This is a genomic window from Pseudomonas sp. LBUM920 (assembly GCF_003852315.1).
Classification (GTDB): domain Bacteria; phylum Pseudomonadota; class Gammaproteobacteria; order Pseudomonadales; family Pseudomonadaceae; genus Aquipseudomonas.
This window is the reverse complement of record NZ_CP027762.1, coordinates 3,837,837-3,862,899: the sequence shown is the minus strand read 5'-3', so window position 1 is coordinate 3,862,899 and position 25,063 is coordinate 3,837,837. Positions and strand designations below refer to the sequence as shown.

At 62.1% G+C, this 25,063-nt stretch carries 19 protein-coding genes; 11 read left to right on the top strand and 8 right to left on the bottom strand.

The genetic code is table 11. From position 1 onward, the window contains the following. Positions 1 to 63 precede the first annotated feature (63 nt). The 3 genes from C4J83_RS17875 to C4J83_RS17865 form a co-directional block, all read right to left on the bottom strand. Complete coding sequence (locus tag C4J83_RS17875; RefSeq protein WP_124417804.1) at positions 64 to 1,455, bottom strand: HdeD family acid-resistance protein; 1,392 nt, start codon at positions 1,453 to 1,455, stop codon at positions 64 to 66. A 293-nt stretch (positions 1,456 to 1,748) separates the two neighbouring features. Further along, entirely contained in the window at positions 1,749 to 2,471 is a 723-nt protein-coding gene (locus C4J83_RS17870) for a FadR/GntR family transcriptional regulator (protein WP_106579793.1), read from the bottom strand. 47 nt (positions 2,472 to 2,518) lie between these two features. After that, positions 2,519 to 4,255 (bottom strand): IlvD/Edd family dehydratase, encoded by a 1,737-nt coding sequence (locus C4J83_RS17865; protein ID WP_124417803.1) that lies wholly within the window; start codon positions 4,253 to 4,255, stop codon positions 2,519 to 2,521. 191 nt (positions 4,256 to 4,446) lie between these two features. Between C4J83_RS17865 and C4J83_RS17860 the strand changes: the two genes are divergently transcribed. The 5 genes from C4J83_RS17860 to C4J83_RS17840 are packed head-to-tail and all read left to right on the top strand — an operon-like array spanning position 4,447 to position 10,290. Next, on the top strand, positions 4,447 to 5,769 hold the full coding sequence (locus C4J83_RS17860; protein WP_119736140.1) for an MFS transporter: 1,323 nt from the start codon (positions 4,447 to 4,449) through the stop codon (positions 5,767 to 5,769). A gap of 15 nt (positions 5,770 to 5,784) precedes the next feature. After that, a complete protein-coding gene (araD1, locus tag C4J83_RS17855) occupies positions 5,785 to 6,777 on the top strand; it encodes an AraD1 family protein (protein ID WP_124417802.1) in 993 nt (330 codons plus the stop codon). 10 nt (positions 6,778 to 6,787) lie between these two features. After that, the gene (locus C4J83_RS17850; protein ID WP_124417801.1) at positions 6,788 to 8,368 is read left to right on the top strand and encodes an aldehyde dehydrogenase (NADP(+)); all 1,581 of its coding nucleotides are present in this window, start codon (positions 6,788 to 6,790) and stop codon (positions 8,366 to 8,368) included. A gap of 15 nt (positions 8,369 to 8,383) precedes the next feature. Continuing rightward, positions 8,384 to 9,247 (top strand): SMP-30/gluconolactonase/LRE family protein, encoded by an 864-nt coding sequence (locus tag C4J83_RS17845; protein ID WP_119736134.1) that lies wholly within the window; start codon positions 8,384 to 8,386, stop codon positions 9,245 to 9,247. Positions 9,248 to 9,285: 38 nt separating this feature from the next. After that, on the top strand, positions 9,286 to 10,290 hold the full coding sequence (locus C4J83_RS17840; RefSeq protein ID WP_124417800.1) for a substrate-binding domain-containing protein: 1,005 nt from the start codon (positions 9,286 to 9,288) through the stop codon (positions 10,288 to 10,290). Between the two features lie 143 nt (positions 10,291 to 10,433). Here the strand turns inward: C4J83_RS17840 and C4J83_RS17835 are convergent, their stop codons facing one another. Beyond that, the gene (locus tag C4J83_RS17835) at positions 10,434 to 11,582 is read right to left on the bottom strand and encodes an aldose epimerase family protein (protein ID WP_124417799.1); all 1,149 of its coding nucleotides are present in this window, start codon (positions 11,580 to 11,582) and stop codon (positions 10,434 to 10,436) included. 138 nt (positions 11,583 to 11,720) lie between these two features. Between C4J83_RS17835 and C4J83_RS17830 the strand changes: the two genes are divergently transcribed. Then, a complete protein-coding gene (locus tag C4J83_RS17830) occupies positions 11,721 to 12,488 on the top strand; it encodes an SDR family NAD(P)-dependent oxidoreductase (protein ID WP_119736128.1) in 768 nt (255 codons plus the stop codon). A 5-nt stretch (positions 12,489 to 12,493) separates the two neighbouring features. Here the strand turns inward: C4J83_RS17830 and C4J83_RS17825 are convergent, their stop codons facing one another. Genes C4J83_RS17825 through C4J83_RS17815 form a run of 3 tightly spaced genes read right to left on the bottom strand, consistent with a single transcriptional unit; the run spans position 12,494 to position 14,655 of the window. Next, complete coding sequence (locus C4J83_RS17825; protein ID WP_124417798.1) at positions 12,494 to 13,096, bottom strand: glutathione S-transferase; 603 nt, start codon at positions 13,094 to 13,096, stop codon at positions 12,494 to 12,496. Positions 13,097 to 13,126: 30 nt separating this feature from the next. Continuing rightward, positions 13,127 to 13,660 (bottom strand): G/U mismatch-specific DNA glycosylase, encoded by a 534-nt coding sequence (gene mug, locus C4J83_RS17820; protein WP_124417797.1) that lies wholly within the window; start codon positions 13,658 to 13,660, stop codon positions 13,127 to 13,129. After that, positions 13,657 to 14,655 carry an AraC family transcriptional regulator gene (locus tag C4J83_RS17815; RefSeq protein ID WP_124418888.1) on the bottom strand — a complete coding sequence of 333 codons (999 nt, stop codon included), beginning with the start codon at positions 14,653 to 14,655 and terminating at the stop codon, positions 13,657 to 13,659. The genes mug and C4J83_RS17815 overlap by 4 nt, the downstream gene beginning before the upstream one ends. Positions 14,656 to 14,720: 65 nt before the next feature. On the opposite strand from C4J83_RS17815, the gene C4J83_RS17810 reads away from it, so the two are divergent. Continuing rightward, a complete protein-coding gene (locus C4J83_RS17810; RefSeq protein ID WP_124417796.1) occupies positions 14,721 to 15,911 on the top strand; it encodes an MFS transporter in 1,191 nt (396 codons plus the stop codon). Positions 15,912 to 16,921: 1,010 nt separating this feature from the next. On the opposite strand, the gene C4J83_RS17800 is transcribed toward C4J83_RS17810, so the two are convergent. After that, complete coding sequence (locus C4J83_RS17800) at positions 16,922 to 17,395, bottom strand: MarR family winged helix-turn-helix transcriptional regulator (RefSeq protein ID WP_218876584.1); 474 nt, start codon at positions 17,393 to 17,395, stop codon at positions 16,922 to 16,924. 274 nt (positions 17,396 to 17,669) lie between these two features. On the opposite strand from C4J83_RS17800, the gene C4J83_RS17795 reads away from it, so the two are divergent. The 4 genes from C4J83_RS17795 to yghU are packed head-to-tail and all read left to right on the top strand — an operon-like array spanning position 17,670 to position 24,297. Continuing rightward, on the top strand, positions 17,670 to 20,849 hold the full coding sequence (locus tag C4J83_RS17795; RefSeq protein ID WP_124417795.1) for an efflux RND transporter permease subunit: 3,180 nt from the start codon (positions 17,670 to 17,672) through the stop codon (positions 20,847 to 20,849). A gap of 1 nt (position 20,850) precedes the next feature. Continuing rightward, positions 20,851 to 22,020, top strand: coding sequence for an efflux RND transporter periplasmic adaptor subunit (locus C4J83_RS17790; RefSeq protein ID WP_124417794.1), 1,170 nt, complete (start codon positions 20,851 to 20,853; stop codon positions 22,018 to 22,020). Continuing rightward, a complete protein-coding gene (locus tag C4J83_RS17785) occupies positions 22,013 to 23,458 on the top strand; it encodes an efflux transporter outer membrane subunit (protein WP_124417793.1) in 1,446 nt (481 codons plus the stop codon). Before C4J83_RS17790 ends, C4J83_RS17785 begins: the two co-directional genes overlap by 8 nt. Before the next feature lie 2 nt (positions 23,459 to 23,460). Then, positions 23,461 to 24,297, top strand: a complete 837-nt coding sequence (yghU, locus tag C4J83_RS17780) for a glutathione-dependent disulfide-bond oxidoreductase (RefSeq protein ID WP_106579777.1) — start codon at positions 23,461 to 23,463, stop codon at positions 24,295 to 24,297. Positions 24,298 to 25,063: the final 766 nt, after the last annotated feature.

Below are 25,063 nucleotides of genomic sequence, written 5' to 3'. Positions count from 1 at the left end.
AAACGGCTCAGCGAATCAGGGTCAGTCAGACGTGATACGCAGCCTGGGGCGGCGGAGAAAAAATCACATGGGTTTTTCGAGATCATCCGGCGTTGATTTTCGACCGGACTGGGCTGATGTTTTTTCATTTTTCCACTGACGGCGTAAAGCGCCTATTTTCTGAAACGCACGCTGGGTGGTATTGATCCAGCCAGTGGGTCTGGGATCGACCAGCATGCTGAGCGCCCGCGCATAATCCAGTGCCAGGCCCGGCGTCCACGCCATGGTTTGCGCGCGTTTACGAATTTGAATGGCCACCCATAATTCCGGCGTGGTGAATATTTTTCCCAGAATACGGTAGAGACCGTAATGCCCCCATATACGCCCTAGCGATCCTTCCAAAGCCGCTTCAAGAACCTGTATGACGCTGCTGGAACAATTGCGGTGGGTGAGGTTATAGGTGGTGTCTTGACGGTACGCCGCCCAAAAGCTCTGCAAGTGCTGCGGGTCATAGTTACGCAGGTGTACTTGAACGGTAGAAGGGCACCATGCCTGGGATTCCGTGAGGTAATCGGACTGGAATTCTCCCGGCACATCGTTATCTTCGGTGGCCCGCAACAGGCGCATGAACTGGTCCGGTGAATGGTCGATGTCCTGCGCCGGGTAAAGGCTCACATACAAACCATCGGGCGCTTCCAGTGCGGCATGCCCCGTTGATATCACCCCGTTCTTGTCCACGGCGGCGATATACCGTTCTATCAATGGGCGGCGTACCACTTCAGCATTCGCTACACCCAGCGGCGTCCAAATATGGACGATAAGGGACCGAGCATTCTCTCCTGTGGGACGCTCACACGTGGTTTGCTCTGTGTGACCTGGCCCAGGCATGGGACGATCAGCATCCTCGTTTAGCGCCGGGTTAGAGATCATTCGCCGGGCGCGGCCCGCAACAAGCAACATATTCCAACCTGCAAAAAACAATCCCAGCCCGAGGCAGTAGGGGACCGTGCCGATATAGTGTGTTGGGTAGGGTTGGAAGAAGAACACGGCCAGGGCGATTTCGACCCCGCCGCCGAACATTGCGATACGAAAGGTTCGGTAGCGGACAACGTAAGCGGACACGATCTGCAGCAAGCCGTCGGCTAAAAACAACGTGCCGAAGATCATCGAAAGAATAAAGTTGCCGTGGTGGTGGCCCGCCAGGATCAGTGATGCAGCCGTCACGAAAGACAAGCCTTTGAGGTAGCGAAGCTTGCGCTGCCCGACGATCCCGCTGTGTGCCACGACCAACGTCGCACTGCCCTCGATCAACAGTAACCAGGCGAAAGGATTTATCGGGAAGTACAGTGCGTCATCCAGTGCATCAATGAATAGGATGCTCCCGCACAGGGTGCCGACAACCCCAATGGCTGTCAGCGTGCGCCAATATGACCGAAGGTAATCAACCCCCAATAGCAGTATGACAAGCCTGACCATTGCACCGTCCTCTACCCTTGAACCAGCGTATTGAGCCGGCAGTGGTCACGTTCCCATTCGGGTGTTGAGTCTCCAGCACAACGCGATGTGCACCGCCGCTTGACGGGCAGCCTGCGGTTCTGAGAACAAAGCGTGTTCTCAGCCAGAAGACAGAAAGCGCGGTCGGCGTGCAGCAGGTCATTTTCAAGCTGCAGCAGGGCGAGAGGCGTGGAGGACGCCGCGAAGGGGTATTGCGAGCGTCGTGCGCACATGGCCGGTTCCTCGAACTGACCTCCTGAGCGTAGACGATGAATTTACAGCGGCGTCAGCACGTTCATCACCGTGTCCAGCGCCACGCGCGTGTCATCCAGCTGCACCAGCGAGGCGTGCCGGGCGCCGAGGGCATCACGGTTCTGGATCGCCGTGAGAATGGCCTTGTGGCGGGGCAGGCTCAGGCCCTGGATGTCCGGGCGGCGATTGGTGATGTTGATCGACTCGCGCAGCGGCAGCGACAGCATGTTGCACATGTAGGCGAGCAAGTCGTTGCGGGTGGCGTCAGCAATCGCGCGGTGGAAGTCCAGGTCGGCCTGCAGCAGGTCGTCATGGGTCTTCGCGGTTTCCATGCCCAGGTAGGCTTTTTCGATGGTGGCGATGTCTTCATCGGTGGCGGTAGTCGCGGCCATGGCGGCGATTTCCGGTTCGAGGATGCGTCGCACGCCGGCCAGGGTGTTGAAAAACTCACTGTGAGGCGTGGTCTGCATCAGCCAGGACAACACATCAGGGTCGAGCAAATGCCATTTCAAGCGCGGGCGCACCACCGCGCCCACCCGAGGTTTGGAATACACCAGGCCCTTGGCGCTGAGCACGCGCGTCGCCTCGCGCAACACCGAACGGCTGACCTTGTACTCCTCGCACAGCGTGGCCTCCATGGGCAGGCGTTCTTCGGGTTTGAAGCGACCGGAAACGATGTGCATGCCCAAGTCCTGGACGATCTGGGCATGCATGCTCTTGCGCGGCTTGGACGGCTGGTGATCCATAACGAACGGGAGGCCCTGGCTAAATAGGCGGCATCATAGCATCCCAATTAGTGGGAATGACGCGGGACTTCAGCCCCACGGCAGCCCACCAGAAAGTCAAAGTCACAGCCTTGGTCGGCCTGCAACACGTGGTCGATATACAGCTGACGGTAGCCGCCGACGATCAGCTTCTGCGGTGGCGGCAGGTCGGCCATGCGGGCTGCCAGCTCTGCGTCGGGGATGTCCAGGTGCAGGCGGCCATTGGCGCAATCGAGTTCAATCCAGTCGCCTTCCTTCACCGTGGCCAACGGGCCACCGGCGGCGGCTTCGGGTGCCACGTGCAATACCACCGTGCCGTAAGCGGTGCCGCTCATGCGCGCATCGGAAATCCTCACCATATCGGTCACGCCCTGGGCCAGCAGCTTGGCGGGCAAGCCCATGTTGCCGACTTCGGCCATGCCCGGGTAACCCTTGGGGCCGCAGTTTTTCATGACCAGGATCGAATCGGCATCCACGTCCAGCTCCGGGTCATTGATGCGCGCCTTGTACATGTCGAAGTCCTCGAACACCACAGCCCGGCCACGGTGCTGCATCAACTCGGGGCTGGCGGCCGATGGTTTGAGCACGGCGCCCAACGGCGCCAGGTTGCCACGCAGCACGCAAATGCCGCCGTCGGCGCGGATCGGGTTGTCGAGGGTGCGGATCACTTCGTCCTGGCCGTAAATCGGCGAGTCCTTGGTGTTCTCGCCCAGGGACTTGCCGTTGACGGTCAAGGCGTCCGGGTGGGGGATAAGGTTGGCTTCGCCAAGACGGCGCAGCACAGCGGGCAGGCCGCCGGCGTAATAGAACTCTTCCATCAGGAAGCGCCCAGACGGCTGCAGGTCGACGATGGTCGGCACGCCGCGGCCCATGCGCGTCCAGTCATCCAGGTCGAGCTCGACACCGATGCGCCCGGCGATGGCTTTCAAATGAATCACCGCGTTGGTTGAGCCGCCGATGGCGGCATTCACGCGGATCGCGTTTTCAAACGCTTGCTTGGTGAGGATCTTCGACAGCTTCAAGTCTTCGCGCACCATTGCTACCGCACGCATGCCGGACATATGCGCCAGCACATACCGGCGCGCATCCACCGCCGGGATCGCCGCGTTGTGGGGCAGGGAAGTGCCCAGTGCCTCGGCCATGCAGGCCATGGTGGAGGCCGTGCCCATGGTGTTGCAGGTGCCGGCAGAGCGCGACATGCCGCCTTCGGCCGCGAGGAAATCGTCCAGGGTGATGGTGCCGGCCTTGACCTGTTCGCTGAGCTGCCACACCACCGTGCCCGAGCCGATGTCCTGGCCTTTGTGTTTGCCATTGAGCATCGGCCCGCCGGTGACGACGATGGCCGGCACGTCGCAACTGGCCGCGCCCATCAGCAGCGCCGGGGTGGTTTTGTCGCAACCGGTCAGCAGCACCACGCCGTCGATGGGGTTGCCGCGAATCGCTTCCTCCACGTCCATGCTCGCCAGGTTGCGGGTGAGCATGGCGGTGGGCCGCAGGTTGGACTCGCCATTGGAAAACACCGGGAATTCCACCGGGAAGCCACCGGCCTCGATGACACCCCGTTTGACATGCTCGGCGATCTGGCGGAAGTGCGCGTTGCACGGCGTCAGCTCCGACCAGGTATTGCAGATACCGATGATCGGTTTGCCATGGAACTGATGGTCGGCGATGCCCTGGTTCTTCATCCAGCTGCGGTACATGAAGCCGTTCTTGTCGGCGGTGCCAAACCACTGGGCGGAGCGGAGGGTGGGCGTTTTATCAGGCATGGTGGTTTCTCTTATTGTATGACTATATCTTCTATATACGGCTAAACATAAGCGCAAAATCGAGGCTTTGGAAGTGTTGTTTTGAAAATAGTCATACTATATAGTCCGACTTAACTGAGGCATGACCCTCGCGGTTTTTCGCGAGAGGCGCCCCCCGAGCTTCTATAAAAACAACAATCGGAGATCGACCCATGAGCCAGGAGCTGCGGCTTATTCGGCGCATCACGCTGAAACTGATTCCCTTCCTGATCCTGCTCTACCTGATCGCCTACGTGGATCGCTCGGCAGTGGGTTTCGCCAAGCTGCACATGGGCGCCGATGTCGGCATTGGCGACGCCGCCTATGGCCTGGGCGCGGGGCTGTTCTTCATTGGCTACTTCCTGTTCGAGATCCCCAGCAACCTGATGCTCGACCGCTTCGGCGCGCGGCGCTGGTTTGCGCGCATCATGCTGACCTGGGGCGCGATCACTATCGGCATGGCCTTCGTGCAAGGGCCGCACAGTTTCTACCTGATGCGCTTTTTGCTCGGCGCGGCGGAGGCGGGGTTCTTTCCGGGCGTGCTGTACTACATCACCCAATGGTTCCCGGTGCGCCATCGCGGCAAGATCCTCGGGCTGTTCATCCTCTCCCAACCCATTGCGATGATGATCACCGGCCCCGTGTCCGGCGGCTTGCTGGGCATGGACGGCATCCTCGGCCTGCATGGCTGGCAGTGGTTGTTCATTGTCATCGGCACGCCGGCGCTGTTGCTGACCTGGCCAGTGCTGCGCTGGCTGCCGGACGGCCCCCAGCAGGTCAAGTGGATGAGCGAGGCCGAGAAAACCTGGCTCACCGGCGAGCTGAATAAAGACCTGCAAGCCTACGGCCAGACCCGTCACGGCAACCCGCTGCATGCGCTGAAGGACAAGCGAGTGCTGCTGCTGGCGCTGTTCTACCTGCCTGTAACCCTGAGCATTTATGGGCTCGGTCTGTGGCTGCCGACGCTGATCAAGCAGTTCGGCGGCAGTGACCTGGTCACCGGTTTTGTCTCGGCGGTGCCGTATATCTTTGGCATCCTCGGCCTGTTGATCATCCCGCGCAGCTCCGACCGTTTGAATGATCGCTACGGCCATCTCGCGGTGCTGTATGTGCTGGGCGCCATCGGGCTGTTCTTGAGTGCCTGGCTGAGCTTGCCGGTGCTGCAAATGGCCGCGCTGTGCCTGGCGGCGTTCGCGCTGTTTTCCTGCACGGCGGTGTTCTGGACCTTGCCGGGGCGCTTTTTTGCCGGCGCCAGTGCGGCGGCGGGCATTGCGTTGATCAACTCGGTGGGCAACCTCGGCGGCTACATCGGCCCGTTCGTGATCGGCGCGCTCAAGGAGTACACCGGCAACCTGGGCTCGGGCTTGTACTTCCTGTCGGGTGTGATGGTGTTCGGGTTACTGCTGACCGGCGTGGTGTACCGCGTGCTGGAACGCAAGCACGTGCTGCCCGCCGAGCAATTTGCCGCCAGCGCCCGGGGTGCCACGCGTACTTAATCGAGGAGAAATTTCATGCGTTTAGTTCAGTTTGAGTTACGCAACGGTGAGCGCCGTGTTGGCGTCGTAGAAGGCACCCAGCTGCGCGAAGTGCAAACGGCCCGCAGCGTGCGTGAGCTGGCGTTGGCGGCCATCGAGGCGGGCATCAAGTTGGCGCAGCAGGTCGACAGGTTGGGCCTGGGCGACAGCTACGACTACGGTGCACTGCTGGCCGACCTGAAAATCCTGCCGCCGCTCGACCACCCGGACCCGGCTCACCTGTTGATCAGCGGCACCGGCCTGACCCACCTGGGCAGCGCCTCGGCGCGGGACAAGATGCACCAGCAGGCCGGTGACGACAGTGCGATGACCGACACCCTGCGCATCTTCAAATGGGGCGTGGAGGGCGGCAAGCCCGCGTCTGGCCAAGTCGGTGTGCAACCGGAGTGGTTCTACAAAGGCGACGGCAGCATCGTGGTACGCCCGGGCCAGGCTTTCCCGGTGCCGCCGTTTGCCGAAGACGCCGGTGAAGAACCGGAAATCGGCGGCCTCTACGTGATCGGCCACGACGGCAAACCCTATCGCCTTGGTTTTGCCATGGGCAACGAATTCTCTGATCACGTGATGGAGCGCAAAAACTACCTGTACCTGGCCCATTCCAAGTTGCGCAGTTGCAGCTATGGCCCTGAGTTACGCGTTGGCGAGTTGCCGCAGCACCTGGCGGGCACCAGCCGCATCCTGCGTGACGGCGAAGTGATCTGGCAAAACGAATTCCTCAGCGGCGAGGCCAATATGTGCCACAGCCTGGAAAACCTTGAGTATCACCACTTCAAATACAGTCAATTCCTCACACCGGGCGACGTGCACGTGCATTTCTTCGGCACCGCCACCTTGTCATTTGCCGACGGTATACATACCCAACCGGGCGATGTATTCGAGATCAGCCAGGCCGAATTCGGCGCGCCGCTGGTCAACACGGTCGGCAAGGCCGACGCGGTGTTCGAGCCCGGCAATGTCATCACCCTTTAAGGAGATCTACATGACCCAATTCCTCGGCCACAACTACATCGGCGGCCAGCGCAGTGCGCTCGGCAGCGTGACCCTGCACAGCGTCGATGCCAGCACCGGCGAAGCCTTGCCGCAGGATTTTTTCCAGGCGACCCCCGAAGAAGTCGACGCCGCCGCCACGGCGGCCGCCGCTGCTTACCCGGCATACCGCGGGTTGAGTGCTTCGCGGCGCGCGCAGTTTCTCGACGCAATAGCCGACGAGCTGGACGCGCTGGGTGATGAGTTCATCGCGTTGGTCTGCCGCGAAACCGCGCTGCCCGCCGCGCGCATCAACGGTGAGCGCGGCCGCACCAGCGGCCAGATGCGCCTGTTCGCAACGGTGCTGCGGCGTGGCGATTTCTACGGCGCACGCATCGACAAAGCGTTGCCCGAGCGTCAGCCGTTGCCGCGTCCGGACCTGCGCCAGTACCGCATTGGCCTCGGCCCGGTTGCCGTGTTTGGCGCGAGCAACTTTCCCCTGGCATTTTCCACCGCCGGTGGCGACACCGCAGCCGCGCTGGCGGCGGGTTGCCCGGTGGTGTTCAAGGCCCACAGTGGGCACATGGCTACGGCCGAGCAAGTCGCCGATGCAATCCTGCGCGCGGCCCACGCCACCGAAATGCCGGCGGGCGTGTTCAATATGATCTTCGGCGGCGGCGTCGGTGAGGCGCTGGTCAAGCACCCGGCGATCCAGGCGGTCGGCTTTACCGGCTCGCTCAAGGGCGGTCGCGCCTTGTGCGACATGGCTGCAGCCCGGCCGCAGCCGATCCCGGTGTTTGCCGAGATGTCGAGCATCAACCCGGTGATCGTATTGCCGCAGGCGTTGCAGGCGCGGGCGCCCACCATCGCCCGCGATCTGACGGCCTCGGTGGTGCAAGGCTGTGGTCAGTTCTGCACCAATCCAGGCCTGGTGATCGGCATCGCATCGCCGCAGTTCAGCGCGTTCACCCAGCAGGTGGCCCGCCTGATCAATGATCAGCCGGCACAAACCATGCTCAACGCCGGCACCTTGAGCAGCTATGGCAAAGGCCTGGAAAAACTGCTCGCGCACCCAGGTATCCAGCATCTGGCGGGCAGTGCCCAAGCGGGCAATCAGGCGCAGCCGCAGCTGTTCAAGGCCGACGCCCGCCTGCTGATCGACGGCGATGACGTGCTGCAGGAAGAGGTGTTCGGCCCGACCACAGTGGTGGTCGAAGTGACTGATCAAGCCCAACTCGGCGCCGCCTTGCAGGGGCTGCACGGCCAACTGACGGCGACGATTATTGGCGAGCCGGCCGACTTTGAGCAGTTCACCGAACTGACCCCGCTGCTGGAACAAAAAGTCGGCCGCATCCTGCTCAATGGCTACCCAACCGGCGTTGAAGTCTGCGACGCGATGGTCCACGGCGGGCCCTATCCGGCCACCTCGGACGCGCGCGGCACTTCGGTCGGTACCCTGGCCATCGACCGCTTTCTGCGTCCCGTGTGCTTCCAGAATTACCCTGATAGCCTGCTGCCCGACGCGTTGAAAAACGCCAACCCGTTGCGCATCCAGCGGCTGGTCGATGGCACGCCATCGCGCGAGCCGCTGTAAAAAACAGGAGTTCACATGCCGTTCAATGCCGTCACCGCACACCGTGCACAGTTGGGCGAAGGCCCGTTTTGGGATGCGCCGACCCAGGCGCTGTATTGGGTCAATATTATCGGCAAACAGGCGTTGCGCCTGAAGGACGGGCAGTTGCAGATCTGGCAGTTGCCCGAGCACGTCTCGGCGTTTATTCCGTGTGAAAGCGGCGATGCGCTTGTGACCTTGAGCAGCGGCGTCTACCGGCTCGACCTGGTGACCGAAGCGCTGACGCTGCTGTGTGTGGCCGACCCACAACCCGGCAACCGGGGTAATGAAGCGCGCTGCGATGCCCAGGGCCGCCTGTGGCTGGGCACCATGCAGAACAACATTGGCGAGCAGGGCGAAGACCTGCCGATCACCCGACGTTCAGGTGGCCTGTTTCGCATCGACGCCGATGCGCAGGTCACGCCGCTACTGCGCGGCCTGGGCATTCCCAACACCTTGTTGTGGAGCGAGGACGGCAGTCAGGTGCATTTCGGCGACAGTATGGACGGCACGCTTTATCGGCACGTGATCCAGGAGGGCGGCCAGCTCGACCCGGCGCAGGTCTGGTTTGGCCCGCACCCACGCGGTGGGCCGGACGGCTCGGCAATGGACAGTCAGGGTTATGTCTGGAATGCACGCTGGGACGGCAGTTGCCTGCTGCGCCTGACGCCCGACGGTGCAGTGGACCGCGTCATCGAACTGCCCGTCAGCCGCCCCACCAGTTGCGTATTTGGTGGGCCCAATCTCACCACGCTCTATATCACCAGCGCCGCCAGCCCATTGGATCACCCCCTGGATGGCGCGGTATTGGCCATCGAGGTCGATGTACCCGGTACACCCTGTCACCGCTTTGCCGGTTAAATCCTGACATTCAAAAACAACAACAAGGAGTCACCCGTATGAATCGTCGTCGTGGTTTGCGTTCCCTGTGCTGCGCCGCTGTGGCGGTGTCAGCCCTGAGCCTGAGCGGCCTGCTGCTGGCTGCTGAAGAAGTGAAGATCGGTTTTCTGGTCAAGCAGGCTGAAGAGCCGTGGTTCCAGACCGAATGGGCGTTTGCCGAAAAAGCCGGCAAGGAACATGGCTTCACCGTGATCAAGATCGCCGTGCCCGATGGCGAGAAAACCCTGGCCGCCATCGACAGCCTGGCGGCCAACGGCGCCAAGGGCTTTGTGATCTGCCCGCCGGACGTGTCCCTCGGCCCGGCCATCGTCGCCAAGGCGCGCGCCAACGGCCTGAAAGTGATTGCCGTGGATGATCGCTTTGTCGATGCCAAGGGCAACTTCATGGAGGACGTGCCGTACCTGGGCATGGCCGCTTTTGAAGTCGGCCAGAAGCAGGGCGCGGCGATGGCGGCTGAAGCGAAAAAACGCGGTTGGGACTGGAAGGACACCTATGCGGTGATCAACACCTTCAACGAACTCGACACCGGTAAAAAGCGTACCGACGGCTCGGTCAAATCCCTGGAAGATGCAGGCTTTCCCAAGGATCACATCCTGTTCACCGCCGCCAAGACCCTCGACGTTCCGGGCAGCATGGACGCCACCAACTCGGCCTTGGTCAAACTGCCCGGCGGCGCGAAAAACCTGATCATCGGCGGCATGAACGACAACACTGTGCTCGGCGGCGTACGCGCCACCGAAACCGCAGGCTTTGCCGCGGCCAATGTGATCGGCATCGGTATCAATGGCACCGACGCCATCGGCGAATTGAAGAAAGCCAACAGCGGCTTCTTCGGCTCGATGCTGCCCAGCCCGCACATCGAAGGCTACAACACCGCGAAGATGATGTTCGACTGGGTCACCACCGGCAAGGAACCGCCCAAGTACACCGCCATGGATGAAGTGACGCTGATCACCCGCGACAACTTCAAGCAGGAACTGGAAAAAATCGGCCTCTGGAACTGAGGGTTGGCCAAACCGATGAACCACTGCTGAGTCACGCCGAGACATCACTGAATGTGGGAGCGGGCTTGCTCGCGAAAGCGCAGGGTCAGTCACTGCATCTGTCACTGAACCAGCGCTTTCGCGAGCAAGCCCGCTCCCACAGTTCAGTCGGCGGAGAACTTGAACACGGTGTTCTGGGTGTAGGTCTGCCCAGGGTTCAATCGGGTCGAAGCAAATGTTGGCTGGTTGGGTGCATCCGGAAAGTGCTGGGTTTCCAGGGTAAACGCGCTCCAATGCGCATACGCCTTGCCGGCCTTGCCCTTCACCGTGCCATCCAGGAAGTTGCTGGTATAGAACTGCACGCCGGGCTCGGTGGTGTAGAGCTGCAAGCGGCGGCCGGAGGCGGGGTCGTGCACCTCGGCGGCGAGTTGCTTGATATTGCCTTTGGTGTCCAGCGCCCAGTTGAAGTCAAACCCACCCTGTTTGGGCTCGGCGAACTTGAGCTGCGGATGGTCGTCCTTGATGCGCTGGCCGATTGGCGTGGGTGTGAGGAAATCCATCGGCGTGCCTTTGACCGGTGCCAGTTCGCCAGTCGGAATCAACGTGGCATTCACCGGCGTGTAGTGGCTGGCATGCAAGGTCGCCACTTGCTTGAGGATGTCGCCATTGCCCGCGCCGGCGAGGTTGAAGTAGCTGTGGTTGGTGAGGTTCAGCACCGTGGGTTTGTCGGTGGTGGCCTTGTAGTCGATGTGCAGTTCGTTTTTATCGTTGAGGCTGTAGGTGACCTCGGTCTTGAGGTTGCCGGGGAAGCCCATTTCACCGTCCTTGGACAGGTAGCTCAGCTTCACGCCGACCGAATCCTTGCCCTTGACCGGTTCGGCTTGCCACACGTGCTTGTCGAAGCCCTGAGCACCGCCGTGCAGCGAGTTGGGCCCATCGTTGAGCGGCACCTGGTAACGCTTGCCATCGAGTTCGAACGCCCCGGCGGCCAGACGGTTGCCGAAGCGGCCGATGCTCGCGCCGAAAAAGGCCGTACCGCTCTGATAGCCCTGCACGTCGTCGAAACCGAGTACGACGTCATCGACCTTGCCGTTTTTATCCGGCACTTTCAGCGACTGCAATACGCCGCCGTAAGTGATCACCGTGGCTTGCATGCCATGGCTGTTGCGCAAGATGTATTGCTCGACGGCAGTGCCGTCGTTGGTTTTGCCGAAAGGCTTGTGTTCACTGCTAAGCCCGGCGGCCTGGGCGCCACCGCTGGCAACCAGCATGGACAGGGCGAGGCCCGAAAGCAGGTGTCGAGGGTGCTTCATGGTCGAACTTCCTTTTGTTGTTTTCAGTGGAATAGTTCTACTAATGTGCGATATTTCGTCGAGTTGACAGCGAATTTATAGCCTTAAACCCCAGATACGCAAAATAAAATAAGACTAATTGATTGAGGCAAACGTTATATGAGTACTGCACACGCCGTTTATCCCGACCTGAAGGGTAAGACCGTACTGATTTCCGGAGGTGCCTCGGGCATTGGCGAATTCATGGTGCGCGCTTTCGCCGCGCAAGGCGCCAAGGTGGCCTTTGTGGACCGCGCGCAGAGCCAGGGCGAGCGTCTGGCGGCGTTGTTGAGTGACCAAGGGCATCGCGTTGAGTTCGTGTGCTGCGACATCACTGATGAAATCGCCTACAAAGCGGCGATAGCCCGTTTCGAGCAAACGCTGGGGCCGATCACCGTGTTGGTGAACAATGCGGCCAATGACGTGCGTCATACGCTGCAAGAGGTCGATTCGCAGATGTTCGACAGGCTGATTGCCGTCAACCTCAAGCACGCTTTTTTTGCCGCCAAGGCGGTGGTGCCGATGATGAAAAGCGCGGGCGGCGGGGCGATTATCAACCTCGGCTCGGTCGGCTGGATGATGGCGTCGGCGGGCTACCCGGTGTATGCCGCCAGCAAGGCGGCGGCCCATGGCATGACCCGAGCGTTGGCGCGGGAACTGGGCCCCAGCCGTATTCGGGTCAACACCCTGGTGCCCGGCTGGGTCATGACCGAAAAACAGCTGGCGATGTGGGTGGACGATGCGGCCAGGGAACTGATCAGCCGCAGCCAGTGTTTGCCAGGCAGTGTGCTGCCGGAACACATCGCCAACATGGCGCTGTTTCTTGCCTCCGATGCGTCGGCGATGTGTTCGGCACAAAACTTTATTGTGGATGGGGGCTGGGTGTAGGCCAGTTATTCGATGGGGTATTTCCTGAACGCCGGGTGCTGTTCCAGCTGATCGGCGTGGCGTTGCAGGTTGGGAAACGCCTGAGCCTTGAGCACCGTCGGCAGTTTTAACTGAGTGAACGACCAGGCGACGGCCGCCGTCAGCGCGGCCTGGTTCAGGCGTTCACCGCTCGCCTGGGCCAGGTGTGTTTCCAGCAGCGAATAAGCGGCCAGCAGCTGCCCGGTCACGCGATCGAGCCACGGTTCATGCAGTTTTTCCGCTGGGCGCAAGTGGTGCTCGTAGACGATCTGCACGGTTTTCTCACACGCCGCCAGGGCCAGGCCGAGCACTTGCAGTTCTTTGGCGCGGGCACCGGCGTTGTGTGGCAGAAGCTTCTTGTCGGGCGGCGCCAGGGTTTCGAAGTAGTCCAGGATCAGGCTGGAATCCATCAGTACCGTTGCATCATCGAGCACCAGCGTGGGCGCCTTGACCACTGGGTTGATCGCGGAAAATTCAGCGTAGGTGCTGAACACCGAGAGCGACTCGTGTACGAAATCCACCCCGTACAGTTCAAGGGAAATTGCGACGCGACGCACGTAAGGCGAGTCCAGCATGCCGACTAGTTTCATGCAGCCTCCAAGGCTCTCGGGGTGTTTGGCTCAAGAGATTAAGGGCACCGGGCCGGCCTGCGCAATGGCCGCGCGCAGCGGCTGATAGGCTTGCACGAGTTGCTCCAGACTGAACGCCAGGTTGCGCCCGCTCGGGTTGGGCAACACCCACACTGAGGCACCGCCCACTAACTGCGGCTGCAGCCCCCAGGCGATCTCGCGCTGGCCGGACAACGCGCTGTAACCGGGCTTGCCGAGGAACGCCACGATGCGCGGCCGGCAGTGGCGGATCTTGTGTTCAAACGCCGTCGCCGCTTCGGTGAATTCATGCCGCGCCAATTCCCCTGCGCTCGCCGTCGGGCGCTCGACCAAGGTGGTCAGGCCACAGTGATAGTCAAGCAGGCTGCGCCCATCCTCCGGGCGAATTTCATGCGTGGTAAAACCCGCCAGGTGCAACGTGCGCCAGAAACGGTTGTTGCGATTGGCGAAGTGCTGGCCGAGGGCGGCAGAGCCCTTGCCCGGGTTGATGCCGCAGAACACCACGTGCAGGTGGTCGGCAAGGATGTCTTGGAGTCTGTCGCTCATGCTGGGCTCCTGGCACGACTCGCCCCGGGCGGTTGCCCGGTAATGCGCTTGAAGGCGCGGCTGAAGGCGGCCTGGGAGGTATAGCCCAGGCGCTGCGCGACTTCTTCGATCGGCAACCGCTCCAGGGTCAGCCATTGGCTGGCCAGGCGCATGCGCAGTTCCGTGGCGTAGCGCAGTGGCGGAATACCGAGGGTCGCCTGGAAACGGTCGGCGAACACCGAGCGCGAGGTGTGCCCCTGCGCTGCCAACTCCGCCACGCTCCAGTCGCGGCCCGGTTGCTGGTGCAAGGCGAGGAGGGCGCGCGCCAATCGCGGGTCACGCAACGCGGCCACCAGGCCCGACGCGTTGCCACAGGCGCATTCGACCCAGCCGCGCACAATCATCGCCGCCACCACATCGGCAAGGCGCGCCAGGATGCCCGCGTAGCCGATACGGGCACTGCAGACTTCGCGCTCCATGGTCGCCAGAATCGGCATCAGCCCCGGATAACGCTGGCCCCGCGCATCGATCAGCATCATCGCCGGCATCAGGCGACCCAGCCCCTGGATGCTGCCCAATTCAAATTCCATGCAGGCGCTGAACAGCAAGCTGCCAGCTGAACTGTCGGCGTCGGCGGGGGCCTTCACGGCGCACACCGCATCACCGAGCGAGGCCGCTTCGAAGCTGCCGATATCCCACACCGCTGCGCCCGGGCTCGACAAGAGTTGATGAGCGCCGCCATGGGAGATGAACACCGCATTGCCGGCCGACAGCCCGTAGAGGCTGCCATCGTCCAGGCGCAAGGTGGCGCAACCCGCGGCCAGGAAGTGGAAATACGCGTGCCCGGGCTTGGCCTCAAAACCGACGCCGAACACAGGCCCGGCTTCGATGCGACGGTACTGCACCCCGCGCAGGCGCATGCCCTGCAGCAGCTCATTGATGAGGTCGGAAGAGACGGTAAACGCGTCAGTTGAAGTCATACTCGGGGTTTCGGTCAAAAACTCAAGGGTTTGCATCATAGATCATCCTGGAGGGCGAACCTAGACTGGCGACCTCGCTCATTTCCTGAGGATGTTTTGTGATGAATGATTATGCAGCCCATGTCGGCACTAGGGCGCAGCCGACCACCCCGGCCTGGATGGCGGTGTTCTCCCTGGCAATGGGTGTGTTCGGCCTGCTGACTGCGGAATACTTGCCGGCCAGCCTGTTGACGCCGATGGCCTTGGACCTTGGGGTCTCGGAGGCATTGGCCGGCCAGGCGGTCACGGTGACGGCGGTGGTGGCGTTGTTCGCCGGCTTGCTGGTACCGGGCTTGACCCGTGGCCTCGACCGGCGCCTGGTGTTGCTGGGCTTTTCCACTCTGATGATTGCGTCGAACCTGCTGGTGGCGCTTTCGTCCAGCCTGGCCGTATTGCTGTTGATGCGCATCCTGTTGGGCATCGCCCTTGGTGGTTTCTGGAGCATGGCGGCGGCCGTGGCGATGCGCCTGGTGCCGCCTGCGCTGCTGCCACGGGCGTTGTCGATTATTTTCAGCGGGATTGCGGTGGGTACCGTCGTCGCCGTGCCGTTGGGCAGCTACCTTGGCGGTGTGTATGGCTGGCGCAGTGCGTTTGTCGCGGCGGCTGCGGTGGGGGTGGTGACGCTGGTGTTTCAACTGTTCACGTTGCCGCGCCTGGCGCCGACCGACACCGCGCGCCTGCGCACCGTGCTGGAGGTGCTGTTGCGCCCAGGCATTGCCATGGGCATGTTCGGCTGCGTGCTGGTGCACACCGGGCATTTCGCGCTGTTCACTTATATCCGGCCGTTTCTGGAAAGCACCACAGGGGTTGGCGCCCAGGGGCTGGCGTTGATGCTGCTGGGGTTTGGCGCGGCCAATTTCGTCGGCACGCTGCTGGCCGGGTGGATGCTGGTGCGCAACCCGCGCGGTACGTTGGTGCTGATGCCGGTGTTGGTGGGCGTTGCGGCGCTCGCGTTGGTGCTGCTGCCGGCTTCGCTGCCGGGGCAAGCGATGCTGCTGGCGTTATGGGGGATGGCGTTTGGCGGCGTGCCGGTGGCGTGGTCGAACTGGGTGGCGCGGGCTGTGCCGGACCAGGCGGAAAGCGCCGGAGGCATGGTGGTTGCGTCGGTGCAGTCGGCCATTGCAGCGGGGGCCGCGGGGGGCGGCGCGATGTTTAGTCTGAGTGGGATTGGTGGCGTGTTTGTTGCGGCTGGGGTTTTGATGCTGCTGGCAGCTTTGTTGATTGCGTGGCGGGTGCGGGTGCCTGGGGGCTAGGCGAGTAGGTTTTAGTACATATCCATTATTTGCGAGAAGGCGGATATCGGTTCCGCTCTTACAGCGGGTCACTTTTGGAAAAGAGCCCCAAAAGTAACCAAAAGGGCTCTTGCCCCACCACTCGGCACCTCGCTCACGCTTCGGTGTGCCCTCACGCAGGCTTTGGAGCGGGGGCCGCCGCGATGGGCCATCCATGGCCCAGCGCGGCTAAACCGGCGTCCTGCCGGTTTACCCCCGCTCCAAAGCCTGCGTGAGGCCAGCGTGGTTTAACGGGGCGCCTAAGATCAAAATCAAGATCAAGATCTACAGCACGGCGGCCTAGTAGCCGACCTGAGTGGTTGAAGCAAAAGCAGGGCAAAAGCAGAGCAAAAGTAGAGCAAAAGCAGAGCTGCTTTCTGTGGGAGCTGGCTTGCCTGCGATGCAGGCACCTCGGTACATCAGGCAAACCCAGTTGATGCCATCGCAGGCAAGCCAGCTCCCACATTGACCGAGTACACACACATCTACCTGATGTACTGAGCTCCAAATGTGGGAGCGGGCTTGCTCGCGAATGCGGTGGGTCAGTTACAAATGAACTGACTGACACACTGCCATCGGGAGCAAGCTACCTCCCACATTAAACTCAGTTCAGTTTCCAAGATCAGGTCGTCTGTCAGGCCGCCTCGCTCTTGCTTTTGATCTAACCACTCAGGTCGGCTACTAGGCCGCCGTGCTGTAGATTTTGATTTTGATCTTAGGCGCCCCGTCAAACCACGCTGGCCGAACGCAGGTAGTACGGAGCGGGTAAACCGGCAGGACGCCGGTTTAGCCGCGACGGGGCAGGGACGCCCCGTCGCGGCGGCCCGCTCCGTAGTACCTTCGTTCGGGCACACCGAGCCTAAGCGAGGTGCCGAGTGGTGGGGCAAGAGCCCTTTGGTTACTTTGGGGCTTTTCCAAAGTGACCCGCCGTAAGGGCGGAACCCATACCCGCCATCACCCAAACAACGGATATGTACTCAAAAGCCCCGCTTTCAGTCTTCCAAGTTGGCCAGCAACGTCTTGGCAAAGTCATCGGAGGCGATAAAGTCCAGTGTCTGGCGCAACTGCGCCGCCGCTTCCCGGCCGAACGCCTGATCAAAACGCTCCGCCATTTTGTTCGAAATACGCTTGGCCGCCGCATGTGTGCGCTTGCCCTGTTCGGTCAGCAACACCCGCCGTGTGCGGCGGTCGAGTTCGTCCACCTGCAGTTCCACCAACCCATCGCGTACCAGCGGCTTAAGCGTATGGCCGAGAGCGGAAAGGTCCATCACCAAGGCTTGGGCCAGCTCGCCCATCTTCGGCGTACCCGCCTTGGCAATACGGTTGAGCACCGCAAATTGGGTAGCTTTCAACCCGCAGGGCGCATACGCCTCGTCATAGATCTGACCCAGGCGACGGGACGTACGGCGCACGGCACCGTTCACGCAGGCGCTGGGGCTCTCGGAGCAAGGCGGGGCAGATTTCAAGGGCAGATACTCTCTGATACAAAACACGACGCGGGTGATTATGCCTGCGCGACCTGTCAGGACAAGGCCTTTCAGACCGAAGATAGCTCGCAGATGAAGACTGAGACAGCTTGAAACAAATTAGTTGCGTACGCCACTAAATTAGATATCGTGGCATATGCCTCTTTGTGACCCGGATGTCGTTACAAACTCCCCAGGAAACGCATGGGGCGAGGCGGGAAAACGGCACGGCTCTGCCTGCTTGATCATCCAACCCCTGTCTGGATCACCTCCTATGCTGAGCCTCGTGCGCATCGCGTTGCGGCGCCCCTATACCTTTCTGGTATTGGCTATTTTCATCCTGATCATCGGCCCATTGGCGGCCTGGCGCACGCCGACCGACATCTTTCCCGAAATCCGTATCCCCGTCATCGCGGTGATCTGGCAGTACACCGGCCTGCCGCCCGACCAGATGGCGGGGCGCATCACCTCGCCGTTCGAGCGCGTGCTGACCACCACGGTCAACGACATTCGCCATATCGAGGCGCAGTCGATGAATGGCTACGGGATCGTGAAGATCTTCTTCCAGCCCGGCGTCAACATCAGCACGGCCAACGCTCAGGTCACTTCGGTGTCCCAGGCGATCCTGCGGCAACTGCCGCCCAGCACCGTGCCGCCGCTGGTGCTCAATTACAGCGCCTCGACCGTGCCCATCGTGCAACTGGCCCTGTCGGGCCCCGGTTTGAGCGAGCAGCGCCTGGGCGATATTGGCCTTAACCAGGTGCGCCTGATGCTCACCACCGTGCCCGGTGCGGCGCTGCCATACCCCTTTGGCGGCAAGAGCCGCCAGGTGCAGATCGACCTTGATTCGGCGCGCATGCAGGCGCGCGGCCTGTCAGCGCAAGACGTCGCCACCGCGCTGGCCACGCAGAACCTGATCACGCCGGTGGGCACGCAGAAGATCGGCAGCTACGAATTCAACCTGCAACTGAACAACGCACCGTCGGATTTCCATGACCTGGAAAACCTGCCGATCAAAACCGCCGACGGCACCACCGTGTTGATCCGCGATGTGGCTACCGTGCGCGACGGCAACCCGCCGCAAACCAACATCGTGCACGTGAACGGCAACCGCTCGGTGCTGCTGCCGGTGCTCAAGACCGGCTCGGCCTCGACCTTGGGCGTGATCGCCGGGATCAAGGAAAAGCTCGCGGACAACAAGGCCGCCTTGCCGCCTGACCTGAACATCGACCTGATTGGCGACCAGTCACTGTTCGTGCGCTCGGCGATCAGCGGCGTGGCCCGTGAAGGTTTGATCGCGGCGGCGCTGACCAGCCTGATGATCCTGCTGTTCCTTGGCAGCTGGCGTTCGACGGTGATCATCGCCACGTCGATTCCGTTGGCGATCCTGGCTTCGATTGCCACGCTTTCGGCCCTCGGCGAAACCCTCAATATCATGACCCTCGGCGGCCTGGCGCTGGCAGTCGGCATCCTGGTGGACGACGCCACGGTGACCATCGAGAACATCAACTGGCACCTGGAGCAGGGCAAGCCGGTGGAGACCGCTATCCTCGACGGCGCGGCGCAAATCGTCACGCCGGCGTTCGTTTCGCTGCTGTGTATCTGCATCGTGTTTGTGCCGATGTTCTTCCTCGACGGCGTGGCGCGCTTTCTGTTCGTGCCGATGGCCGAAGCGGTGATTTTCGCCATGATCGCCTCGTTCATCCTGTCGCGTACGCTGGTGCCGACCCTCGCTAACTACCTGCTCAAACCGCATGGGCACGCTGAGGACGGGCACGCGCCATCGCGCAACCCGCTGGTGAATTTCCAGCGCGGTTTCGAACGGCGTTTTGAAGGGTTTCGCGAGCGCTACCACAGCGTGTTGGACAGTGCCTTGCACCATCGCCGCACAGTGGTGATCGGCCTGCTGGCGTTTGTTGCGGTGTCGTTTGCGCTGGTGCCGTTCCTGGGGCGCAACTTCTTCCCCGAGGTCGATTCCGGGCTGATCCTGCTGCACGTGCGTGCCCCGGTGGGCACACGGGTGGAAAGCAACGCGCATTTGATCGCCGACATCGAAAACGCGATCCGGCGCAAAGTCCCGGCCAATGAGCTCAAGGCGTTGGTCGACAATATCGGCCTGTCCATCAGCGGTATCAACGTGGTGTACAACAACACCGGCACCGTGGGTTCCCAAGACAGCGACATTCAGATCAGCCTCAATGAAGGCCACCGCCCGACGGCGGAATACATGCGCATATTGCGTGAAACCCTGCCACGCGAGTTCCCCAGTGCGGTGTTCTCGTTCCCGGCATCGGACATCGTCGGGCAGATTCTCAACTTCGGCTCGTCGGCGCCGATTGACCTGCAAATCACCGGCAATAACCTGGCGGGCAACTTCACTTACGCAAGCGCGTTGCTGCGCGATATTCGCCGCGTGCCGGGCGTGGTCGATGCGCGTATCCAGCAGTCGCGGCAACTGCCGACGTTCAATATCGACGTGGACCGCACCCGTGCGCAATTGGTCGGCCTTACCGAGCGTGACGTGACCAACAGCCTGGTGGTCAACCTCGCCGGTTCCAGCCAGGTGGCGCCGACCTTTTGGTTGAACCCGGCCAACGGGATCTCTTACCCGATCGTCATGCAAACCCCGCAGTACAGCCTTGAAAGCCTGGCGGCGCTGCACAACCTGCCGTTGAGTGGCAGCAGCGGGGCGGCCACCGACCAGACGTTGGGCGGCCTGGCGAATATCCAGCGCAGCCACAGTAATTCGGTGTTCACCCAATCGGATATCCAGCCGGTGGTCGAAGTGCTGACGGCGATCCAGGACCGCGACCTCGGTGGCGTTGCCGCCGATATCCAGAAGATCACCGCCGCCCACGCCGGTGAAGTGCCGACCGGCTCCAAGGTCATCCTGCAAGGCCAGGTGCAGACCATGAACGCGGCGTTCAGTGGCTTGCTGTTCGGCCTGCTCGGCGCAGTGGTGCTGATCTACTTGCTGATCGTGGTCAACTTCCAATCCTGGGCCGACCCGTTTGTGATCATCACCGCATTGCCGGCGGCACTTGCAGGCATTGTGTGGATGCTGTTTGTCACCCACACGCCGCTGTCGGTGCCGGCGCTGACCGGGGCGATCATGTGCATGGGGGTGGCCACTGCCAATGCCATTCTGGTGGTGAGCTTCTGTCGCGAACGCCTGGCGGTGCACGGCGATGCGGTGCAGGCCGCGCTCGAAGCCGGCTTCACCCGGCTGCGGCCGGTGTTGATGACGGCCATTTCGATGATCATCGGCATGGCGCCCATGGCCTTGGGCCTGGGCGAGGGCGGCGAGCAGAACGCGCCACTTGGCCGTGCGGTGATCGGCGGCCTGGCCTTTGCCACCATTGCCACGTTGATTCTGGTTCCGTTGATTTTCAGTCTTGTCCACGGGCGTCGCCAGCACGCCACGCGTGCGACCACCGTTACCCAAGGGGTTTGACATGTCCGTTTCCGTTTCTAAATCCAAGTCTTCCCGTGGCCTGTTGTGGCTGATCGGGGGCGCGGCCGTGGTGGTTGTCATCGTCGGTGTCGGCATCGGCGTGCGCGCCAGTGAATCGCGCGACCTCAAGACCTGGACCGACGCCCAGGCGCTGCCCAGCGTCAACCTGATCAAACCGGTGGTGCAAGCCCAGGGCCCGGTGCTCAACTTGCCGGGGCGGATGGAGGCGTATTCACGCGCGTCGATCTTTGCGCGGGTCAACGGCTACTTGAAATCCTGGAATGTCGACATCGGCACCCGCGTCAAAGCCGGGCAAGTGTTGGCGGAAATCGACACCCCGGAACTCGACCAGCAACTGCTGCAGGCCCGTGCCACGTTGGCCTCGGCCCAAGCCGATGAGCACCTCGCCGACACCACCGCCAAACGCTGGCAGGCCATGCTGGCGAACGACTCGGTGTCGCGCCAGGACGTGGACGAGCGCACCGGCGACCTGACCGCCAAGCAGGCCAAAGTGGCGGCGGCCAAGGCCAATGTCGACCAGCTGGTCGCAACCAAGGGCTTCCAGCATCTGGTCGCGCCGTTTGCCGGTGTGGTCACCGCGCGCAGCACTGACGTAGGCGCGTTGATCAGCGCCGGCGGCACCGCCGGCAAAGAGCTGTTTGCGGTGGCCGACGTCAGCCGCCTGCGCGTGTATGTGCAGGTGCCGCAAACCTTCTCGCCACAGATTCGCGAAGGCACCACCGCGCGCCTCAGCGTGCCGGAGTACCGCGGCGAAACCTTTACCGGCAAAGTGATTGCCACCGCCGACGCGGTCAACGCCGCCTCTGGCAGCACGCTCGTGCAACTGCTGGTGGACAACCCCGGTGGCCGCTTGCTGCCCGGCGGCTACACCAGCGTGCAGTTTGACCTGCCGGTGCAGGCCGACGTCATCCGCGTGCCGTCCAGCGCTTTGGTGTTCGATGACAAGGGCATGCGCGTCGCGACCCTGGACGCCAACAACCATGTGCACTTCAAGAACGTCAGCATCGCCCGCGATTTCGGTGACAGCGTTGAAATCGCCAGTGGCCTGCAGGCCGCCGACCGCGTGATCGACACGCCGCCCGATGGCCTGGCTGATGATGATTCGGTGCAACTGGCTGTCGCCGCCACTGAGGTCAAACCCCATGGCTAAGCGCAATGTGCTGGGCCTTATCGCCACGTTGAGTTTGGGCGCCTGCTCGTTGGCGCCACCGCTGAACGTGCCGCAAACACCGATGGCCGCGCAGTTTCACACCCAAGGCCCGTGGACGGTCGGCACGCCGAACGATCAGGCCAACCGGGATGGCTGGTGGCGCGTGTACAACGACCCGCAACTGGATGCGATGCAGCAGCAGTTGCTGAAAAACAACGCCGACCTGAGCGCCGCGCTCGCGCATTACCAGCAGTCTCAAGGGCTCCTGGCTCAGGACCGTTCGGGGCTGTTCCCGAAGATCTCGGCCATTGGCAACGGCCAGCGCATTCGCCAGTCAGACACCAAACCGCTGCGCTCGGCCACTTCACCGGATGTCTACAACTCCGCGACCCTGGGCCTGGAAGTCGACTATGAAGTCGACCTGTGGGGCCGCGTGCGCGACACCGTGGCAGCCGGCACCAGCGATTCGGATGCGGCCAGGGCAGATCTGGCGTCGGTACGCCTGAGCCTGCAGGCGCAATTGGCCGACGGCTACATCCGCCTGCGCGGCATCGACTGGCAGAACCAGTTGCTGGAGCAGACGCGCGACGCTTACGCCAGGGCCCTTGGCCTGACCGAAGGTTTGCATGGCGGTGGTATCGTCTCCGGCCTGGATGTGGCGCGGGCGCGTACGCAGTTGTCGACGGTCAAGTCGCAGTTGAACCAGAGCCAGGTGCAGCGGGCGCTGCTGGAGCATTCGATAGCGGCGATGCTCGGTGAGTCGGCTTCCACTTATAGCGTCGCCGTGAACGTGGCGCCGATTGTCTTGCCGAATGTGCCGACCGGCGTGCCTTCCAGCCTGTTGCAGCGCCGGCCGGATATTGCGGCGGCCGAGCGTCGCATCGCTGCGGCCAATGCGCGGATTGGCGTCGCCAAGGCGGCGTGGTTCCCGCAGATCACGCTGAGCGCCCAAGGCGGTTATCAGAGTGACGAGTTTGCCCGCTTGCTCAGCGCGCCCAACCTGTTCTGGGCCATCGGCCCGTCGCTGGTAGGAACTCTGTTTGATGGCGGTGCGCGTCAGGCCCAGGTGGATATCGCCAAGGCCGCCACCGATGAAGCAGCGGCCAAATACCGGGGCGTGGTGTTGGGTGCGTTCGAGCAGGTGGAGGACAACCTGTCGCAAATCGCCGGACTGGGCGCTGCGCTGGATGATCAGCGCGATGCGGCGGCGGCGGCGCAATACGCCGAAGACCTTTCCACCTCGCGTTATCGCCAGGGCGCCGTGGCTTATCTGGATGTGGTGACCGCCCAAGTGGCGGCGCTGGAAGCCAAGCGCAGCGTGTTGCAATTGCAAACCCAGCAGTTGAGCGCCAATGTGGGCCTGATCAAGGCGCTGGGCGGCGGATGGAACGTGGCTCAATTGGCTGCGTCGACCCCTAATGAAACCAAGGAGAAGTGAGCATGACCGAGTACGTACCCCCGAAAGTCTGGACCTGGGACACTGAAAGCGGCGGCACCTTTGCCAGTATCAACCGGCCTATCGCCGGTGCGACCCACGAGCAGGAATTGCCGGTTGGCAAGCACCCGTTGCAGCTGTATTCACTGGCCACGCCCAATGGTCAGAAGGTCACGATCCTGCTGGAAGAGCTGTTGGCCCTGGGGCATACCGGCGCGGAATACGACGCCTGGCTGATCAAGATCGGTGACGGTGATCAGTTTGGCAGCGGGTTTGTGGCGGTGAACCCGAATTCGAAGATCCCGGCGTTGCTGGATCGCAGTGGGGATACGCCGATTCGGGTGTTCGAATCGGGGGCGATATTGCAGTACCTGGCGCAGAAGTTTGGGGCGTTTTTCCCGACTGAGCCGGCGGCGCGTGCGGAGTGTTTGTCGTGGTTGTTCTGGCAGATGGGCAGTGCGCCGTACCTGGGCGGTGGGTTTGGGCACTTTTATGCGTATGCGCCGAGCAAGATGGAGTACCCGATCAATCGGTTCGCTATGGAGACCAAGCGCCAGCTGGATGTGCTGGATCAGCGGTTGGCGGTGAGTGAGTACATTGCCGGGGATGAGTACACCATTGCTGATATTGCGATCTGGCCTTGGTATGGCGGGTTGGTCAAAGGCCGGTTGTATGGGGATTCGGCGCAGTTTTTGTCGGTGCATGAGTACAAGCATGTGTTGCGTTGGGCGGACGCGATTGAGGCGCGGCCGGCAGTGCAGCGGGGGCGGCGGGTGAATCGGGTTTCCGGGGAGGTTTCGGAGCAGCTGCGTGAGCGGCATGATGCGAGTGATTTGGACTGACTTTTTTTTGGGGAGGGAGTACATATCCGTTGCTGCGGTAACGGCGGCTTAGGGTTCCGCTCTTACAGCGGGTCACTTTTGGCAAACGCCCCAAAAGTAACCAAAAGGTCTTTGCCCCACCACTCGGCACCTCGCTTAGGCTCGGTGTGCCCTCACTCCGGCTTGAATCCGTGGGCCGCCGCGACGGGCCATCCATGGCCCAACACGGCTAACCCGGCGTCCTGCCGGGTTACCCACGGATTCAAACCTGCGTTCGGCCAGCGTGGTTGACGGGGCCTGTCAGATCAAAAGCAAGATCAAGAGCAGAGCACGGCGGCCTAGTAGCCGACCTGAGTGGTTGAAGCAAAAGCGGATCAACAGCACAGCAGCACATCTGTATCTGATGCACTGCGATCCAAATGTGGGAGCGGGCTTGCCCGCGAAGGCGGTGGTTCAGTCAGCTCATGTATCACTGGCCCACCGCCTTCGCGAGCAAGCCCGCTCCCACAGTTTGACCGAGTGCAGCTGCCAGCATCGCACTGCTTGGCTTTTCTGTGGGAGCTGGCTTGCCTGCGATGCAGGCACCTCGGTCTATCAGGCACACCCAGTTGATGCCTTCGCAGGCAAGCCAGCTCCTACCTTTGATTGAGTTCAGCCTTCAAGATCAGGTCGGCTGTCAGGCCGCCTCGCTTGCGCTTTTGATCTAACCACTCAGGTCGGCTACCAGGCCGCCGTGCTGTAGATCTTGATCTTGATCTTAGGCGCCCCGTTAAACCACGCTGGCCGG

Excerpts from the sequence above, each read along its gene's own strand:
- C4J83_RS17870 (WP_106579793.1), bottom strand. The coding sequence starts at position 2,471 with ATGGATCACCAGCCGTCCAAGCCGCGCAAGAGCATGCATGCCCAGATC.
- C4J83_RS17845 (WP_119736134.1), top strand. The coding sequence starts at position 8,384 with ATGCCGTTCAATGCCGTCACCGCACACCGTGCACAGTTGGGCGAAGGC.
- C4J83_RS17865 (WP_124417803.1), bottom strand. The coding sequence starts at position 4,255 with ATGCCTGATAAAACGCCCACCCTCCGCTCCGCCCAGTGGTTTGGCACC.
- C4J83_RS17825 (WP_124417798.1), bottom strand. The coding sequence starts at position 13,096 with ATGAAACTAGTCGGCATGCTGGACTCGCCTTACGTGCGTCGCGTCGCA.
- C4J83_RS17790 (WP_124417794.1), top strand. The coding sequence starts at position 20,851 with ATGTCCGTTTCCGTTTCTAAATCCAAGTCTTCCCGTGGCCTGTTGTGG.
- araD1 (WP_124417802.1), top strand. The coding sequence starts at position 5,785 with ATGCGTTTAGTTCAGTTTGAGTTACGCAACGGTGAGCGCCGTGTTGGC.
- C4J83_RS17850 (WP_124417801.1), top strand. The coding sequence starts at position 6,788 with ATGACCCAATTCCTCGGCCACAACTACATCGGCGGCCAGCGCAGTGCG.
- C4J83_RS17860 (WP_119736140.1), top strand. The coding sequence starts at position 4,447 with ATGAGCCAGGAGCTGCGGCTTATTCGGCGCATCACGCTGAAACTGATT.
- C4J83_RS17815 (WP_124418888.1), bottom strand. The coding sequence starts at position 14,655 with ATGCAAACCCTTGAGTTTTTGACCGAAACCCCGAGTATGACTTCAACT.
- C4J83_RS17875 (WP_124417804.1), bottom strand. The coding sequence starts at position 1,455 with ATGGTCAGGCTTGTCATACTGCTATTGGGGGTTGATTACCTTCGGTCA.
- C4J83_RS17835 (WP_124417799.1), bottom strand. The coding sequence starts at position 11,582 with ATGAAGCACCCTCGACACCTGCTTTCGGGCCTCGCCCTGTCCATGCTG.
- C4J83_RS17795 (WP_124417795.1), top strand. The coding sequence starts at position 17,670 with ATGCTGAGCCTCGTGCGCATCGCGTTGCGGCGCCCCTATACCTTTCTG.
- yghU (WP_106579777.1), top strand. The coding sequence starts at position 23,461 with ATGACCGAGTACGTACCCCCGAAAGTCTGGACCTGGGACACTGAAAGC.
- mug (WP_124417797.1), bottom strand. The coding sequence starts at position 13,660 with ATGAGCGACAGACTCCAAGACATCCTTGCCGACCACCTGCACGTGGTG.
- C4J83_RS17840 (WP_124417800.1), top strand. The coding sequence starts at position 9,286 with ATGAATCGTCGTCGTGGTTTGCGTTCCCTGTGCTGCGCCGCTGTGGCG.
- C4J83_RS17785 (WP_124417793.1), top strand. The coding sequence starts at position 22,013 with ATGGCTAAGCGCAATGTGCTGGGCCTTATCGCCACGTTGAGTTTGGGC.
- C4J83_RS17830 (WP_119736128.1), top strand. The coding sequence starts at position 11,721 with ATGAGTACTGCACACGCCGTTTATCCCGACCTGAAGGGTAAGACCGTA.
- C4J83_RS17810 (WP_124417796.1), top strand. The coding sequence starts at position 14,721 with ATGAATGATTATGCAGCCCATGTCGGCACTAGGGCGCAGCCGACCACC.